Raw genomic sequence first — 16,974 nt, forward strand, 5'->3', positions numbered from 1 at the left:
AATGGGGCTTATTTAACAGAATTAAGGCGTACTTTTATAGGAGATTATGCTGTAAGCGATGCACTTTCGATTCAAGAATTTGAGGTAAAAATTGCAGCTGCTCAAGAGGTGATATTATAATGAGAGTATTTAGAAAAATATGTGAATATAAAGGAGTAATAAGTCCGGTTGTAACAATTGGCACTTTTGATGGTGTGCACAGAGGTCACAGACAGGTACTGCAACAGTTAAAGAATATCGCCAAAGAGCTTGATAAAGAAACTCTTGTTATTACCTTTTGGCCACATCCACGACAAATTCTAAGTCCATTGGATGACAGACCTAAGTTGTTAACTAATCTGGACAATAAAATAAAACATCTGCAAGAATTAGGGATTGACAATTTACTAATCATACCTTTTGATAAAGAATTTTCAAAGCAAAAACCAGATCAGTTTATAGAGGAATTAATCGTTAATCGAATTAAGGCAAGTGCTGTTGTGATAGGTTATGATCATCGTTTTGGTCAAAATAGAGCGGGTTCATTTTCTTATTTAAAGGAAAAAGCAGATATTCATAATTATCAGGTATTTGAAGTTTCTGCATTGCAAGTTGGAGGTCTTTCTGTGAGTTCTACAAAAATCAGGAAAGCCTTGAAAGAAGGAATGGTAAACAAAGCCAATGAGTATCTGGGCTATACATATTCTATTGAGGGCACTGTTATAAGTGGATTAAAATTAGGAACTAAACTCGATTTTCCAACTGCTAATATCAAACAGGTCGAAGATGAGAAGTTACTTCCCTTTGATGGTGTATATGTGGTGGAGGTTAAAGTAAATAATGAATTGCATTATGGAATGCTGAACAATGGGGTTAATCCAACCGTGCCTGAAAAGGGCAGATCTATTGAAGTTTTTATATTTGATTTTGAAGGGGATATTTACCAGCAAGCAATTGAAATTGGTTTTTTAATACGCTTACGCGATGAGATGTTTTTTCCTGATTTACAAAGCTTGAAAGCTCAATTGGAGATAGATAAAATGAATGCTTTGCGTTTTCTTCAGCAAATGAAATAAATGTATTAATGGCTGAGCATAATGAATTAGGGCGAAAAGGAGAAGAACTTGCTGCCAACTATTTGCAAGCAAAAGGCTATAAAATCTTACACAGAAATTGGATTTTTGAGAAAGATGAACTTGATATCGTTTGTTTATTCCAAAATACTATTGTTTTTGTCGAAGTAAAAACAAGAAGTTCCGATTCCTATGGACATCCTGAAGAAGCAGTTGGAAAAGCGAAGCAGGAAAAACTTCTTCGGATTATTGATACTTATTTAAATCAGTTTCAACTCGATTTGGAAATAAGGATTGATATTGTTTCCATAATACTTACTGCTAATGAGCAAAAAATATATCATATTGAAGATGCTGTAACTCCTTTTTTTGAAAATTAATTTTATCCCGCATAGAGAATTGAAAACTTATCTTTGCAAAAACAAAATGAAATGACGCAGGAAGAACTTAAAGATTTGCGTGAGCGCATACTAGCGCTGAGGAGGTATCTTTGACATCGACAATAAAGAAGTCAAAATACAGGAATTAGAAATCATTACACAAAATCCCAATTTTTGGAACAAAGCTAGCGATGCAGAAGAAGTGCTTCGTGAAATAAAAGGACTGAAACGATGGGTTGATAAATGGGGAGTTGTTAATTCCTCCATTGAGGATACAGAAGTTTTATATGAGTTTTTTCAGGAAGGCGAATCTGAGGAAACCGAAGTCAATAAATCCTTTAGTATTGCATCAAGGCAGTTAGCAAATCTGGAATTCTTAAAAATGCTTTCCAAGGAAGAGGATGTATTGGGAGCTGTCATAGAATTAAATTCAGGTGCAGGTGGAACAGAAAGTCAGGATTGGGTAGCGATGCTTTTGCGTATGTATAGTATGTGGGCTGACAAGCATAAATTCAAAGTATCACAAGTTCATGCAGTTACAGGAGAAGAAACTGGATTAAAATCAGTAACAATTGAAATCGAAGGTGATTATGCATTTGGATACCTCAAAGGAGAAAATGGTGTCCACAGATTGGTGCGAATTTCCCCCTTTGATAGTGGTAACCGCAGACATACTTCATTTGCTTCGGCCTATGTTTATCCTTTGGTAGACGATAGCATTCATATTGAAGTTAATATTGCTGACATTACTTGGGAGACCTTCCGAGCTAGTGGAGCAGGGGGGCAAAATGTAAATAAAGTCGAAACAGCTGTCCGGCTGATTCACAAACCAACGGATATTGTTCTGGAATGTCAGGAAGAACGCTCGCAACAAAAGAATAAGGATAAGGCTATCAAATTATTGAAATCTCGTTTGTATGAAATGGAGATTCAGAAGAGAAATGAAGAAAGGGATGTGATTGAAGCTTCTAAAATGAAGATTGAATGGGGAGCACAAATTCGAAATTATGTGATGCATCCTTATAAATTGGTCAAAGATTTACGCACGAATTTAGAAACCTCCAATGTTAATGCTGTAATGGATGGTGACCTGGATGATTTTATGAAGGAATTTTTGATGCAGAGTTAGTTCCCAAACAATATCTTTTCTTTAGTATGGAATTTTTTCAATTTCAAGTTGTCTGTCATTTTCAGAAATGAAGATAAAACAATGGTTGTAAATATCAACTCTCAAGTCATCCAGATTTTGATAGGTTTTTATTTTCTGAAGATCGCTTCCTGTTTTATGACACGTCCATAAACTGTGTTTCTTTTCAATGAAAGAATAGGTTACAATAACTAGTTTCTCAGATATTTCTCGTTTGGGGATTTCAAAATTATTTCTGATGATGTTTTGAGAATAGATGCTGGTATTATTGAAATCAATGGAAGCATCTATATCCAGATAATTTGATTCGAAAAAGAAACTAACAATGGCTTCTTCGTTTGCCAAATCAAATAGATAAGAAGTTGAATCTTTATCGATATTATAAATAGCAACATTCACAGTTGCAATACTGCTTTTTTCTTTATCCTTATCATTCATATAAATTAGGGTGTCACTAACACCACTATAATACAGATTAAAGGATCGTTCAAAATGATCTATTGTTTTGCGATTGTAGCCATTTCGGGGGCCACCATCTGCAAACAACGTTAAAGACAACAGGGTTAGGAATACGAGAAGTAAATTTTTCATTTTTTTAATAGTTTTGAATTTTTATTCAAATCTAGCCATTAATGTATGATTTTCAAATAAGAGGAGTTTTAATGATTATATAAGGGGTTAAATCATCTTTTTTTCATAATCCGGTTACTGATTTTATAATCCTTCGCATTCAAGCGAGAATGTTGGCATCATAAAATTCTTGAAATATTTCATTGCAAGCAAAGACCTTTCAAATAATTATTTCATATGTAACTAATGATGAATTTCCGAGTTGGTCTTACTGAAGAAAAATCTGGATTCTGCGCTTTCTTTTTTAAGATTAGCAATGGTTTGAAATCACGTTAAAAGCGCTTAGTCGTTCGTTAATCTGCCTTGATTATTTTCTTTGTAATTATTTGATCGTGCAACTTACAGGAAAGCATATATAATCCTGATGGGAAATGGCTGATATCAATTTGTTCGTAAGAACCAGATCGGTCGAGAATTAGTTTATTATTAATATCAAAAATTCTTATGTAATCGACTACTGCATGCTCTTCTTGAATGATATAGAGCTTTGAGCGAACAGGATTTGGATAAAGTTGTATCGATTTCTCATTATTTAACTCTTGTTCAACTCCACTTAAACCATTGAAAGTAATATGAAAGCTTAATAGTGATTGATCAAGGCTATCCTTATTATTGATGACCCGATATTGAATGTTTAATCCCCCATCGATGTCATACGACCAAACATGAAATCGAATAAAAGCAGTTGTGTCATTTTCACCGTATTCGCCTACAAAATTACTTGTTTGAGGCCTGTCGTTCCAGCAATCTCCATTGAAACAGCTATGAACCAACCAACGATTATCTACTGAATCGATAACTTTCTCCCATCTGTAATCATCGACTTCATGCGTACCTGTGTGAAACAGAATTTCTGTTTCGAGGTATAAATAATTGAGGCTTGTATTTAAATTTAATGTGTTTCCATTTGGAAATGTTAGCTGAGCAATTGAATTAAAACCCACTGAAAATAGTAAAATAGTGATGATAAAATAACTTTTCATTAAAGTAATTAATTACTAAATTAATTGAAATCAAATATAAGTCAAAATTATTGAATGGGCTAAGTGAATTCGTTTTAGGATAATTTGAAAATGTATAGAAATTATTTGGGATCAAGATCAATATCAAGTTTGGCTGTCATATCGCTCCCATATATTGAATCTGATTCAAATGTTACGGGAATGGTTTTATCATAATAACTTCCGTTATTTTTTCCATCAACATCAGCTATTTCCATATCATAACTAGATTTAGGATAACTATCAAATGAAATACTGTAATTGCCAAACATATTCGTATAGGCTGTGTCGTTTTGCATAACTACACGTATTCCCTCTATAGCTTTATTTTTGTCAGATGATTTTATTTTGCCTTTTGCTTCAAACTTAACAATTTGAATAGCTCCATACATTGGCATAATCAAACCATTTGGGTCTGTATCTTTTTCGCACGAACTAAGCAAGCCCATCACCGATAAAATCAATGTTAGCATAGCAGAATAAGATTTTACTATTGATTTTTTTAGTAGTTTCATTTTAACCTTCTTATTTTCTGTTTAGCTTGGTATCAACCTGTCTTTCTGTATCAGATCCTGCCCATATACCATCTCTGAAGGTTGGATTGTCAAATTCAACTAAAGTATCCTTATCCAGATATCTGCCATTAATGGATCCATCAATATCATTGAACTGAATCAGGTAATCATGTTTTTCTGGAAAACTGTATATTTCTGCTGAGTAATGTCCCAGATGATCTGAGTAGGTTGTGTCCCAATTACTAAAAACAACTTGAATACCTTCAATTGCTTTTAAACTATCTGAAGAAAGGATTGTGCCTTTGGCAATAAATTTAGCCGATGGGCTTCCATATTCAACCGCTATTGAATTGCATGAGCTACCAATGCCTAAAATAGTTAATATCGCAGTTAAAAAAAGACTGTAATTTTTAAGAGCATGTAGTTTTATTTTCTTCATTGTTTTATGCTTTTAAATTGTCCCAAAAGAGATTGATGATGATATATTTTAAAGATGTAAATACCATTAGGAAGGTTGCTTACATCAATTAAGTTATTATTTTGCTTAATTGTATTTTTCATGACCTCTTTTCCCATACTATTATATACCAAAAGCTGATAAGGAGGCAGAAACATAGCTTCATTAATGCTAATGAAAATCGTATTTGAGCTTGGATTTGGGCCATAGCTTATATAAGCACTTTTATGTTCATCAATTCCAACGCATTGAATGAAATGAATTAAAGAAGTATCGCTTCCTGAACATCCATTGCTGTCAACAACCGTCAAGTAAACCTGAACATAGCCGGTATCATTTGGTTTTGTGAGCTTGAAAATACTATCCTGACTGTTATCGCTCCATAAATAAGATGGATAATCTGTGGGGCCAGAAATCTGATAGTTTGTGAATTTATTTAAGCAGAATTGGGTGTCGGCATCCAGTTTAAATTCAGGATTAGCTAGGAATTCTGTATGAATAGTATCGCTGAACCAACAACCCTTCTTACTTACCTGAATAATAAATGTGTCTTTTTCGTATTTGTTATTCGAGGCTTTATGATTATAAAAACGATCAGAAGAAAAATCCTGCCAGAGGTATGCATCAAAAACACCAGCATCCAATATAATGGAATCTGAAGCACAAGCAGATCTATCTGGCCCAATTGAATAGAAAAAACTAGTTGACTCATCAGCTCCTATATCGGGAGGATTGTTTCGTGTGTCTCCATCAATATCCAAATTCAATGAGCTTATGTAAACGCCTTTCATATTTAAGGAATCACTGAAGGTATGTAAGTTTGAATCGGTACAAAACTGTGGATAAACCGACAACGAACCACTAGCTTGTTGGCTGACAGTTTTAAGTTCTGTTAAATCCTTGATAAGTGTTCCATCAAAATCTCCAAGATTTGATCCGTTGAAATAATGGTTGTTATGGTCATTAACCATATTTTGTGCACCAGTCTGTAGAATTGTATAACCATTAGCTGAGTTAGCAAAAATGTTATTCTTTACAGTGCTGTACTTTCCGAATATATATGAAATACAAGCACTTCCAGTTGCGTAACCGGTGAGATGTACACTGTTGTGATAGATGTTAGTGAAATCAGAAGTTGTAATATTTATACCAACACACCAATTGTAGGTATTTTGGTAAATAAAGTTATTGCCAATTATTACCTCATCACCTAATGTTCCACTCGATTTGAATAATCGTATCCCGAAACTATTAATGCCAATATTAGACAAAGTAATGTTATTGTTTAATATTTTAGTCGAACCTGAGCAATTGTCAAATTTCAACCCACAATATCCGCTGGCATTAATTGTATTAATGATTGTATTTCCTTTTACATAAGCCTCTTTGTGATTTTTAAGATAAGATCCTGAAATACTTTGATTCACAAATACATTGTTCTCAATAAAAGTATTAATATCCGGTAGCTGTCCTCCCTGACACATACTAATTCCTTGCGATCCATTTAAGAATAAACTGTTCCGAATCATCATGTATTGATTAGAAGCACCATCGAGGCAAGGTGCAGAAACCAATGCATTTCCATCTACTTTCCCAATAAACTGGCAATTTAATAATTGGATGTTCATGCATCCTCTTCCAAACTCAACTATGCGACCGCTTGTCGTATCTGTGCCAAGGCTTAAATTTCGGAAAACAATATGTCGTGTATTTTCAAAAGCAACAGTATAAGCAATGCTATCAACAGTGGGTTTGAATGTAATTAATACACTAGAGCTATCTCCATCTGCAGATTCAAAAAAAACAGGACTGTATACTTCAGCACCCAGAATATAGGGAAAGTATAACTGTTCTTCATAAACACCTGGCGATATCTTAAAGAATACAGTATTAGAAATACCCTTATTAATAATGGCGTTTACGGCAGCCGACACGCTGGAATAATCTTCTGTGCCTGATTTTCCAATGGTATATGTTCCATATAATTGTGCAAATAAGCCATTGCTGAAGAATAGGGAAATGATTAGGGCAAAAAGGATATTTTTAAACTTCATGTTTAGTGAATTAGAACTTTGGTATAATAGAAATTACTTTGGTCTTGAATATGTAAAAAATAAACACCCGCTGCGATATTTGTCAGACGTAATTTTACAGTTGTTTCGTTGTATGGAATTTGTATTTTTTTGAAAATATGAATTTTACCATTTAGATCAAGCAAGCTAATACCAATTTCACCTGCAGATAAATTGACTGGTAAATATAAATGAATCCACTCCTGAGCGGGATTTGGATAAACGGTCAAATTATTTTCAAAGTGTGCATTAGGAATTGATAAACAGCTGTCTAAGCCAACACGTATTGTATCGTAATTAGTACATGTATTTAGTGAAACTTCAATCCAAATACCGATACTGTCAGCAGGGATATTACTGCTATCAATTGTTATTGAAGAAGAAGTATCGCCAGTACTCCACAACCAGGAATCAACATTTGGATTTGCATAAAGCTGAATAGACTGGTTTATACATATGCTGGTGTCATTCCCTAAATCAATGATTGGTAATTCTTTTGCCTGAATTTCAATGGTATCGAAGTTGGAACAATTATTTGAATCGGTTCCCATTAGCCAAATGCTGGAGTTATTATTTATCTGAACAACTGTTTGTGCAGAACTATCTCCATTACTCCATATATAGTTTAAATTTCCGTTTGCATTTAAATTGATAGGTTGATTCTTACAGATTGCGGTATCATTGCCTGCAAAAACATAGGGCAAACTGTATACTTCCAATTTTAAACTATCCGAAGAAGAACATCCTGAGGCATTGAAAACCTGAACGGAAATAAACTGTGATATACTGGCAGTGAAATCAATTGTTTTTGAGCTATCTCCTGTTATCCAAACGTATTGGATGCCTCCAAAAGCAGACAGTGAAATCTTTTCAGCTAAGCAACAGAATGTATCTGATCCGGCTTCTGCATAAGGTAATTGAAGAGCTGAAATAAAAACGCTATCGGTATTTCTACATCCTTCTGGAGATTGTGACGTCAGAATAAGCATTTGACTTTTGGAACATACAAGCTGAAGAATTTGCGTACTATCTCCTGTGCTCCAATAAAATGAATTCCCACCTGTTCCAGATAATCGAATGGTATCGTTCAGACATACAGCTGTATCATTGCCTGCAAATGTTGAAGGAATGGGATGAAATCGAAAGTTAAAAGTATCTCTATTCTTCCAACCGAATGTATCGCTTATGGTTAGCATATAAATACCAGAATCAATCAAAGTTAGCTGGTTTGAATTGCTTAAAGTGTCATTTTTGTTAATATTTTGCCAGTAATAAAATTGATTTAATTGTGGTGAAATAGTGATAGTAACTGAATCGCCTGCACAGGCAACAGTATCACGAATATTTGGGATTTTGGGTAAGTCTGCAACAACTATACTATCTAAATCAAAATAGTTCCTGTTCAAATTTTCTGAGACTATTTTGAATTTTAAATTGAGATAACTACCTGAGTATTTGGATACTGGTAATTGAATTTGTCTCATCTCATCTGTAGCAATATGATTGATACTATCCACAATCAGTAGAGTGTCGTAGTTCGATCCACAATTGGCAGATGCTAAAATAATGAGCGAATCATATGCGCCAATAGTCATGGCTGCAAACGGATATTCGTTGTGTACGATTCTGTATTGAAATAATAGATTTGACTTGTCTGAAATCGGGCCAATCTTTCTTTTAAAACTAGCTATCGCAACCGAATCGATTGCCCATATACTATTCGAAAGTGTCCATGAATTAACATTATGAGCGCCAGGGTAGGAAACCCACATGTTTTTAGTATTCCAGTTTTTTAGAGAGTCAGCTCCTTCGAAACTTTCAATTATGGGCAATTCAAGTGGATTAATGAAAGTAATGGCATATTGAAAAGTGTCATTTTGACGACATATGCTATCTTCATTAAAAGCAGTGTAGAACTTGAAAAAATAATCTCCTTCTGTTTTTGTGTTAATAAATCCAAGATTGATGGTGTCAGTTGTATTGGCTGCTAAAATGCGATGGAAAGTATCTCTTAAAATGATTTTACCCCAGGGGGCCTGTACCTCTGCAAAAACAGGAATATGAGTTTGACTAGCATAACCAAAGTTTTTGATGACAGCAACAACTGGACTATTCACTTCTCCGCAATGGGGTTTTATCGGACTTTGCAATTCTACAACACCCACATCAGACTCTGGTGGTACAAAAATTTGAATATCATCGATAAATACATTATCTCCCTCATTGTAATATTTATCTAATACCTGACTGGACGTTTGAAAAGCTATCTTAAATTCATCACCACAAAATGATGACAAATCAAAATAAAGAAGTTCAAAAGTATCCTTATTACTGTTTGGGTTAAAATCAGAAATGCCATTCATATCTGATAATTGAATGCTGTCATTGGCCAGAATTCTAAACCAATTCGACTTTAATCCATAGCTGTAGGTCATTCTCATTCGAAAACATAATCTGAGATATGTTTGGTTTTTTGCATCAATAATACAACTTGTTGCTTGGGTAAAATGTCTCCAGTTATTATGCCAAGCCTGATAAGTATTGGTAGAATTTCCTCCACCTACCCAACCAATATTTTGTGAACGACCTTGGCTATGCATTCCGAAATTACCCCGATATGCAGCCCTGTTATCAATTGATATGCGAGCTTCTGATTCATGTGTTAAATTGAAATAATCTGTATAGGATTTTTCAAAATCTTCCATGAATGGAAAACTTTGAATCGGATGTAAATTGTGCATTACAGCATGAATTAAATTGTTTCTTTCGTTTTGGTCAAATGAATCAATCATACTGATTTCCAAGGTGGAAAATCCATTCTGTGATAAATCAAAAAAAGAAGTAGAGGTGTAATAGAAAGAATCAAGAGAAATAATGGTATCGGTAATCATTTCTGTAAAACTATCAATTCCGGGAAGTTTGAAATGAACAAATAGCTTAGAACAAGATTGTAAGCCCTTGTTGATAATTAAGATTGATACATGCTGACTGTCTGATAAATGGCAGTTGCTATTTTTGTTCGGATACAGAAGTTGAATATCCTGATCATTTGATAATGGACTGAATTCATCTGCTCCAATATCAGGTGCAAGTGAGTCTCTGACAGTATTATCAATATCATTAGTTACTAATGCTAATTTAATTCCCTTGTTATTCAAGTAAATGGAATGAGTATGTAAATCTGATTTTGATATAAAATCAGGATCAAACGAAATAGAGGACTGATCGTATTTTGTATTGGCAATCCATTCATTTGTCAAGTATAAGCTATCATTATACCGAATACTATGTGAGGATGAGAAGTAGTTATTATAATTCAACTCAATGTTCATTGAATCCCAAGGATCGATAATTTCAAGACAAACACCTCCTGCACTATTGACAACATTGTTATTTATGAGTGAGGTAAAGTTACTTATAGGGGATATTAATACAGCCGTACTTAAATAGTAATCGCCTGTTAAATGAATGCTGTTGTGAAATGCATTGATATTTTCAGCGAACGCAAGTTGCAAGGCAGCCTGATTATAGTTATATACATTCACCGAATCGACAGCGTTTACACGAATGAAATTGTTAGCAATCAATGCTTTATTAGTGCTGTCTCCTTTACAATTATCGATGTTAATACCAAAACCACTAAAGCAAAAAGGAATATTGATTTTGTTTGAGGAAAGCTGAAAATTGCCATGGCATAGGTTTAGAAAAATGCCTGTAAAATAGTCATATCGGTTATTGAAAATGTAATTATTGTGAATAATGACATCTTTCTGATTGGAAAGATATATGGCCGAAGAATACTGATTGAGAAAGTAATTGTCTATAATAATAGTTCCTTTTTCATCACTCAAATTGCTGCCATGGTAATCCAATGCAACTAATCCATGCTTGAATAAATTGTTTTTGAATAAATTATTATGATCATTTCCATTGTATGCATTGGAGGAATAAACCAATGCCAAATCCGATGAGAAAGCAATGTTTTTAATAGGCGGAGCACGACCAATAATCTGATTTGAAATAAACTCATTGAAATTGGCCATTGCTTCAAGTTGGATTACTCGTGCATAAGTTGTTCCTCCACTTGTAATGCTTATGTGTTTGAAAGTTATGAAATCTGCACCTGACAAATGAAGCGTAAAATTCGCATAACCGCTTGTAGGTGAATGTGTTAAATTAACCGAAGCGGAGTCTTTATCAAAAGATTCAAATGTAATTCTGTTTGCTAATGAGGCTCCTGGGATTTCATGAATAACTACTTGTTCAGCATACGTGCCAGCTTTCACTTGTATTAATACAGAACCACTAATGCCCTGACTCTCTAATGAATCAATTGCTTCTGAAAAACTTGAGAAATTATCTGATAGGGAAGAACCAATTGTGTAAGTACCGTTCATTTGAGCATGAACAGTTAAACCAAAAATTAGCAGAATAATAGATAGTATGTGTTTGAAAGCTTTGATAATACAGGGCTTTGCACAAATTTAGAGAATATGGATGTATTCTGGTTATAAATTAGTGAAGCTTTTCGAGCGTAATGACCAAACCTTCTTTTCCTTTTTTGTGAAGTTTTTTAAGTTTTCGTTCAGCTTGTTGTCTATTATCGTATGGCCCTAAAATAAGTCGATATACGCGCAAACCTTTAACAATGCTGGCGTGTACCATTGGTTTTTGCTTGTATTCTTCTTCTATTCTCAGAATTTCATTAAACAAATTATCAATATAATGAAAAGAATAAACTTGAATTCCAAAGCCAATCCCCTGAATTTTATTTACATCAACTTCAAATAAATCTTTTGCATTAGGCGCTTGTTTAGCAATATCTTTTGATTTATCGTCTTTGATAATTTCAACTTCTACTTCAGCCGTTCCTGATACCAACATATTTAATTCAACTGCAGCCGCTTTTGTCAAATCAATTATTCTATTTTTTGCAAAAGGCCCTCTATCGTTAATCTTAACAATGACCGATTTCCCATTATCAATATTGGTCACTTTCACCATGGTGTTAAAAGGCAGGCTATTGTGGGCTGCAGTGAATTTTGAATTATCAAACACCTCACCACTAGCAGTTTTCCTCCCATTGAATTTGTCAGCATAATAAGAAGCCTGTCCTCGTTCTGTTTGAGCAAAAAGAAAATTCCCTAGTGAAGAGAATAAGACTAAAAATGTAATCAATTGCTTCATAGATGTTAATTTGCATCAAAAATAAACCACTTTGAAAGATCAAATTCATTAAGTTTTTCACAACAATAGAAATGAAAGCAATTTTAACTGGAACATTATTTATTATTTTCCTTAACAGTTTCGCACAGAATAGTTATATGGAAATCATAGAGGCAGAAAGAGATACAATCAATATGGAGTTTTCTGATCCTGAAACCTCCATTTTAAAAGAAGAGGATTTAAAGTTGTTTTCAGGTTTAAAGTTTTATCCGCCAAATGAAAACTATAAAGTAGAAGCCGTTTTTAAGAAAATTAAAAATGGAAAAGAATTCAAAATGAAAACAAGTACAGATCGTTTGCCTGTTTATTATCCTTATGGCAAACTAAAATTTAGCATTGATGGAAATAAATACAAACTAACGCTTTACAAGAACGCGAATGCTAAACCCGAATATGCTGATTATCTATTTCTACCATTTACTGATCTGACAAATGATGATGACACCTATGGTGGAGGACGATATTTGGATATGGAAATACAGGATTTAGAAAATCCTGTTATCGATTTTAATCAGTGTTACAACCCATATTGTGCATATAACGACAGATATTCTTGTCCTATTCCTCCTGAAGAGAATTTCTTAAACCTAAGAATTGAAGCAGGGGTGAAGAAATTCAAAAATCACTAAAAACAAAATACCCTTTTTCTAGAAAAATTCGTTAATCAAAATTTGGCAGTTAATAATTTATTTTTAAATTTGACCAACTGGTTAAACCGTTTAATTAAACTCAATAGTTAATCTTATTGGTTAAAAGCATGTCAAGTCTTACAGAAACAGAACTAAAAATACTAAATGCAGCAAAAAAAGTGTTTGTTGCAAAAGGTATGAGTGGTGCAAGAATGCAAGAAATTGCTGATGAGGCAGGAATTAATAAATCTTTACTTCATTATTATTTCAGAACAAAAGAAAAGCTATTTGAAGCGGTATTCAAATCCTCACTAGGTGAATTTTTCCCGAAAATAATTGGCGGGATGCTTTCAGATGATTCGTTGGAGGAGAAGATTAAATTATTTGTGAAAGAATACTCTCAGGTTCTAAAAGATAATCCCTATTTACCAACATTTATATTGAGTGAAGTAAATAGAAATCCTGAAACTATCCTTCAATATTTCAAACAGAATATCGGTATGTTGAAAAATTCAGGTATGCCTGCATTTCAACTTAAGACAACGGAACTTGCTAAATCAGGTGAAATAAATGACATTAATCCTTTGGATTTAATTCTAAACATGATTGGGATGATATTGTTTCCTGTATTAGCCAAACCAATTCTTAAAGAAGTTCTGTTTGATGGAAATGAACAAGCTTTTGACGCATTTATGCGTAAGCGAGAAGAACATATTTCATCATTTATTATTAATTCAATTAAAAAGTCATGAAGAGGATACTTTTAATTTCGTTTTTGACTCTTTTCTTAATTGATGCAAATGCTCAGGAAAGTGTAAAATTATACGATTGTTTACTTGCTGCTGAGAAAGTATTTCCAGGCGTAAAAGCACCTGAATACTACAAGCAAATCAATGACTTAAAACAAAAGTTATATAGAGCATATTGGTATCCTCAAATCGGATTAAATGCACAAGCTACCTATCAGTCAGACGTAACTGCAATAGACTTGAGTGGTTTGCCTTTTACAGTGGATGTGCCTAGTCCAACAAAAGATCAGTATAAAGCGACAATTGATGTGAATCAAGTGATTTGGGATGGAGGTGCATCAAAAAAGCTGCAGGAACTTTCTACTTTGGAGATGACTCTTAATGCACAAGAGAATAGTATACAGCTATATAAATACAAAGAGAATATCTGCAATCTCTACTTAAATATAGCTTTGCTGCAACAACAGGAAAGGGTAATTGAATTAGGGAAGACTACACTTCGGGAACAGCAAAAGAAACTCGAATCAGGGGTGAAGAATGGTATTATTTTACCTTCACAACTAGATTATATTAAAGCTGAATTATTGGAGCTTGAAAAATCGCATTTAGTAATTTTTTATCAGCAAGAAGCGCTTATTAAAAGTCTAAATTTATTGACAGATTTGCAACTATCTATTAATGATAAGTTTGACGATATCTATTATCCAGTTAAAAGAGGTGTCAGAGGGCGACCCGAAATCCGAAGCTTTAACATACAGGAGAGTTTAATCGATAAGAAAGCTGAATTAAGTAAAACGAAAAGAATACCTAAAGTTTATGCTTTTGGACAAATAGGCTATGGCAAACCCGGCTTAAATTTTTTGAATGATGAATTCAGCGAGTTTTACATTGTTGGAGCTGCACTCAGTTGGAATATTTGGGATTGGAACCAAAATAAAAATGAAAGAGAAGCCCTTATCATGCAAAAGCAACTGATCCGAATTCGAGAGTCCAGTTTTAATCAAATTACAGCAATTGAATTAGAAAATCAAAATACAAATGCTGAAATGTATGAAGATTTGATTGCAAACGATATCGAGATCATTGCCTTTAGAGAAAAGATAAGTAAAACAGCTTCAAAGCAATTGGAAGAGGGTATAATCACTTCAAGCGAATATGTTAAGGTATTTAATGAAGAAAAAGCTGCACGCTTGAGCTTGGAAATAAATAAGGTGAAAGAGCAGCAAACTGTTTTAAAACGCGAAATCCTTTTGGGTAATTTATAATTAGGAAGTATGAGAAAGCTAATATTAATAGTTCTGGTAACATCAGTTTTTATTTCTTGTAATAGAAATCAAGATAAAGCAGATGCCTATGGAAATTTTGAAGGAAATGATGTAATTATTTCTGCTGAAAGCTCGGGGCAACTCATTGAATGGCAAGTTAATGAGGGATCAGTCTTGAAAAAAAATCAGATAATAGGATTGATTGATACTTTATCAATTTCTTTGCAAATTGAGCAACTTCATGCAAAGAAAATTGCTGTATTGAGCAATCAGGCTAAAATTCAATCGCAGGCAGCAGTTAGCGAAGAGCAATTGATTAATTTACTTATCGAGCAAAATCGAATTACGAAGTTGTTGAATGATGGAGCTGCTACCAAACAGCAATTTGACAATATTGATGGACAAATCAATGTAGTACACAAGCAAATTGCTTCAATCAAAACACAAATTAGAATCATTGAAGAAGAGGCAAAAGTTCTTGATAAACAGATGGGATTATTGCTATTACAGAAAGAAAAGTGCAGCATAATCAATCCCATGAAAGCTACTGTTTTAAACACATTTGTAAAACAGAATGAAATGGTTATGATTGGAAAACCGCTCTATAAAATTGCAAATTTAAATGAGATGCATTTACGGGTTTATGTAGGTGCTAAACAGCTTGCATCTGTTGAGCTTGGACATGAAGCAGAAGTGCTGGTAGATAACACTGATGGAGGTTTAGATTCCTATACTGGAAAAGTCAGTTGGATTTCTGAACAAGCTGAGTTTACACCGAAAGTAATTCAAACGAAAGAAGAGCGAGTGAATTTAGTTTATGCGGTTAAACTAATTGTTAAAAATGATGGCAAGTTGAAAATTGGAATGCCTGCAGAAGTAAATTTTTAGTCCTTTTTAAGCATGAACAATCCAAATCTTTTAGCCGTTCAAATCAGTAATCTTTCTCGATCTTTTGGTCAGGTGAAGGCGCTTGACATGCTCAGTTTTCAAATTGAAAAAGGAGAATTGTTTGGTTTTATTGGCCCCGATGGAGCAGGAAAAACAACCTTATTTCGAATTATTACTTCTCTATTGCTTCCAGACGAAGGTTCTGCTCGTGTTTTTGACTACGATGTGGTTAAGGATTTTAAGGAAATTCGAAAAATCACTGGCTATATGCCGGGGCGTTTCTCTCTCTATCATGACTTAACAGTTGAAGAAAACCTGAATTTTTATGCAAGTATTTTTGGAACTTCGATAGAAGAAAATTACGATCTGATAAAAGATATTTATTCGGCTATTGAGCCATTTAAAAAACGTAGGGCTGGTAAGCTATCAGGAGGAATGAAACAAAAGCTTGCCTTATCTTGTGCGCTGATTCATAAACCTGAAATCCTGATTTTAGATGAGCCAACAACGGGTGTTGATGCAGTATCTCGAGTTGAGTTTTGGGAGATGCTCAGACACCTTAAAACAATGGGAATTACCATATTAGTTTCTACACCCTATATGGATGAAGCCAGCCTTTGCGATCGTGTAGCACTGATGCAGAAAGGACAAATTTTAAGCATTGATAAACCGAAAGCGATTACAGGAAACTTCAAGAAAGAAATTGCAGCAATTCGTTCAAATAATGTTTATCAACTCATCAAAGACTTAAGAGCCTATCAAAAAACAGAAAGTGTTTATGCATTTGGACAAGATGTTCATTTTATTGAGAAAGGAGGGATGATAAATAAAAAAGAATTGGAGGAATATTTAAAACAAATGAACCATAAACAAATTGAGATAAAAAATATTGCTGCAGGAATTGAGGATTGCTTTATGGATTTAATGAAGGAAGAATGAAGATGATTCGTGAAATTAATAATG

16 protein-coding genes are annotated in these 16,974 nt (G+C 33.8%); 9 read left to right on the plus strand and 7 right to left on the minus strand.

Features of this window, described 5'->3' with window-relative positions; translation table 11 throughout:
* From HOG71_00030 to HOG71_00045, 4 genes are all read left to right on the plus strand, one after another.
* Positions 1–120: tRNA pseudouridine(55) synthase (locus tag HOG71_00030; GenBank protein MBT5989216.1), on the plus strand; the 120-nt coding region annotated here is incomplete at its 5' end.
* Positions 120–1,055 (plus strand): bifunctional riboflavin kinase/FAD synthetase, encoded by a 936-nt coding sequence (locus HOG71_00035; protein ID MBT5989217.1) that lies wholly within the window; start codon positions 120–122, stop codon positions 1,053–1,055. The genes HOG71_00030 and HOG71_00035, both read left to right, overlap by 1 nt.
* A gap of 8 nt (positions 1,056–1,063) precedes the next feature.
* Complete coding sequence (locus HOG71_00040; protein MBT5989218.1) at positions 1,064–1,432, plus strand: YraN family protein; 369 nt, start codon at positions 1,064–1,066, stop codon at positions 1,430–1,432.
* Positions 1,433–1,483: 51 nt separating this feature from the next.
* Positions 1,484–2,561, plus strand: a protein-coding gene (locus HOG71_00045) for a peptide chain release factor 2 (protein ID MBT5989219.1) whose coding sequence is annotated in 2 segments (ribosomal slippage) — positions 1,484–1,543 and positions 1,545–2,561 — 1,077 coding nt in all. Because the reading frame shifts where the segments join, the coding sequence is not laid out codon by codon here.
* Positions 2,562–2,582: 21 nt separating this feature from the next.
* Here HOG71_00045 and HOG71_00050 read toward each other — a convergent pair.
* The 7 genes from HOG71_00050 to HOG71_00080 all read right to left on the minus strand — a co-directional run bounded on the left by HOG71_00050 (position 2,583) and on the right by HOG71_00080 (position 12,441).
* Positions 2,583–3,170 carry a hypothetical protein gene (locus HOG71_00050; GenBank protein MBT5989220.1) on the minus strand — a complete coding sequence of 196 codons (588 nt, stop codon included), beginning with the start codon at positions 3,168–3,170 and terminating at the stop codon, positions 2,583–2,585.
* Positions 3,171–3,502: 332 nt separating this feature from the next.
* Positions 3,503–4,192 carry a T9SS type A sorting domain-containing protein gene (locus HOG71_00055; GenBank protein ID MBT5989221.1) on the minus strand — a complete coding sequence of 230 codons (690 nt, stop codon included), beginning with the start codon at positions 4,190–4,192 and terminating at the stop codon, positions 3,503–3,505.
* A gap of 101 nt (positions 4,193–4,293) precedes the next feature.
* Positions 4,294–4,725 (minus strand): hypothetical protein, encoded by a 432-nt coding sequence (locus HOG71_00060; GenBank protein MBT5989222.1) that lies wholly within the window; start codon positions 4,723–4,725, stop codon positions 4,294–4,296.
* A 10-nt stretch (positions 4,726–4,735) separates the two neighbouring features.
* Positions 4,736–5,164 (minus strand): hypothetical protein, encoded by a 429-nt coding sequence (locus tag HOG71_00065; protein MBT5989223.1) that lies wholly within the window; start codon positions 5,162–5,164, stop codon positions 4,736–4,738.
* A complete protein-coding gene (locus HOG71_00070; protein MBT5989224.1) occupies positions 5,161–7,236 on the minus strand; it encodes a T9SS type A sorting domain-containing protein in 2,076 nt (691 codons plus the stop codon). The genes HOG71_00065 and HOG71_00070 overlap by 4 nt, the downstream gene beginning before the upstream one ends.
* Before the next feature lie 2 nt (positions 7,237–7,238).
* Positions 7,239–11,651, minus strand: coding sequence for a T9SS type A sorting domain-containing protein (locus tag HOG71_00075; protein ID MBT5989225.1), 4,413 nt, complete (start codon positions 11,649–11,651; stop codon positions 7,239–7,241).
* A 118-nt stretch (positions 11,652–11,769) separates the two neighbouring features.
* On the minus strand, positions 11,770–12,441 hold the full coding sequence (locus HOG71_00080) for a septal ring lytic transglycosylase RlpA family protein (protein MBT5989226.1): 672 nt from the start codon (positions 12,439–12,441) through the stop codon (positions 11,770–11,772).
* Positions 12,442–12,512: 71 nt separating this feature from the next.
* On the opposite strand from HOG71_00080, the gene HOG71_00085 reads away from it, so the two are divergent.
* The 5 genes from HOG71_00085 to HOG71_00105 all read left to right on the plus strand — a co-directional run bounded on the left by HOG71_00085 (position 12,513) and on the right by HOG71_00105 (position 16,950).
* On the plus strand, positions 12,513–13,109 hold the full coding sequence (locus HOG71_00085; GenBank protein MBT5989227.1) for a DUF1684 domain-containing protein: 597 nt from the start codon (positions 12,513–12,515) through the stop codon (positions 13,107–13,109).
* A 128-nt stretch (positions 13,110–13,237) separates the two neighbouring features.
* Entirely contained in the window at positions 13,238–13,861 is a 624-nt protein-coding gene (locus HOG71_00090; GenBank protein ID MBT5989228.1) for a TetR/AcrR family transcriptional regulator, read from the plus strand.
* Entirely contained in the window at positions 13,858–15,123 is a 1,266-nt protein-coding gene (locus tag HOG71_00095) for a TolC family protein (GenBank protein ID MBT5989229.1), read from the plus strand. Before HOG71_00090 ends, HOG71_00095 begins: the two co-directional genes overlap by 4 nt.
* A 9-nt stretch (positions 15,124–15,132) precedes the next feature.
* Complete coding sequence (locus tag HOG71_00100) at positions 15,133–16,011, plus strand: HlyD family efflux transporter periplasmic adaptor subunit (GenBank protein ID MBT5989230.1); 879 nt, start codon at positions 15,133–15,135, stop codon at positions 16,009–16,011.
* A gap of 12 nt (positions 16,012–16,023) precedes the next feature.
* Positions 16,024–16,950 (plus strand): ABC transporter ATP-binding protein, encoded by a 927-nt coding sequence (locus tag HOG71_00105; GenBank protein ID MBT5989231.1) that lies wholly within the window; start codon positions 16,024–16,026, stop codon positions 16,948–16,950.
* Positions 16,951–16,974 lie beyond the last annotated feature (24 nt).

The organism is Bacteroidota bacterium (assembly GCA_018698135.1).
GTDB lineage: Bacteria > Bacteroidota > Bacteroidia > CAILMK01 > JAAYUY01 > JABINZ01.

Bases quoted from the DNA above. Each gene is read 5' to 3' on its own strand.
- HOG71_00035 (MBT5989217.1), top strand. From the start codon at position 120: ATGAGAGTATTTAGAAAAATATGTGAATATAAAGGAGTAATAAGTCCG.
- HOG71_00040 (MBT5989218.1), top strand. From the start codon at position 1,064: ATGGCTGAGCATAATGAATTAGGGCGAAAAGGAGAAGAACTTGCTGCC.
- HOG71_00050 (MBT5989220.1), bottom strand. From the start codon at position 3,170: ATGAAAAATTTACTTCTCGTATTCCTAACCCTGTTGTCTTTAACGTTG.
- HOG71_00055 (MBT5989221.1), bottom strand. From the start codon at position 4,192: ATGAAAAGTTATTTTATCATCACTATTTTACTATTTTCAGTGGGTTTT.
- HOG71_00060 (MBT5989222.1), bottom strand. From the start codon at position 4,725: ATGAAACTACTAAAAAAATCAATAGTAAAATCTTATTCTGCTATGCTA.
- HOG71_00065 (MBT5989223.1), bottom strand. From the start codon at position 5,164: ATGAAGAAAATAAAACTACATGCTCTTAAAAATTACAGTCTTTTTTTA.
- HOG71_00070 (MBT5989224.1), bottom strand. From the start codon at position 7,236: ATGAAGTTTAAAAATATCCTTTTTGCCCTAATCATTTCCCTATTCTTC.
- HOG71_00075 (MBT5989225.1), bottom strand. From the start codon at position 11,651: ATGAACGGTACTTACACAATTGGTTCTTCCCTATCAGATAATTTCTCA.
- HOG71_00080 (MBT5989226.1), bottom strand. From the start codon at position 12,441: ATGAAGCAATTGATTACATTTTTAGTCTTATTCTCTTCACTAGGGAAT.
- HOG71_00085 (MBT5989227.1), top strand. From the start codon at position 12,513: ATGAAAGCAATTTTAACTGGAACATTATTTATTATTTTCCTTAACAGT.
- HOG71_00090 (MBT5989228.1), top strand. From the start codon at position 13,238: ATGTCAAGTCTTACAGAAACAGAACTAAAAATACTAAATGCAGCAAAA.
- HOG71_00095 (MBT5989229.1), top strand. From the start codon at position 13,858: ATGAAGAGGATACTTTTAATTTCGTTTTTGACTCTTTTCTTAATTGAT.
- HOG71_00100 (MBT5989230.1), top strand. From the start codon at position 15,133: ATGAGAAAGCTAATATTAATAGTTCTGGTAACATCAGTTTTTATTTCT.
- HOG71_00105 (MBT5989231.1), top strand. From the start codon at position 16,024: ATGAACAATCCAAATCTTTTAGCCGTTCAAATCAGTAATCTTTCTCGA.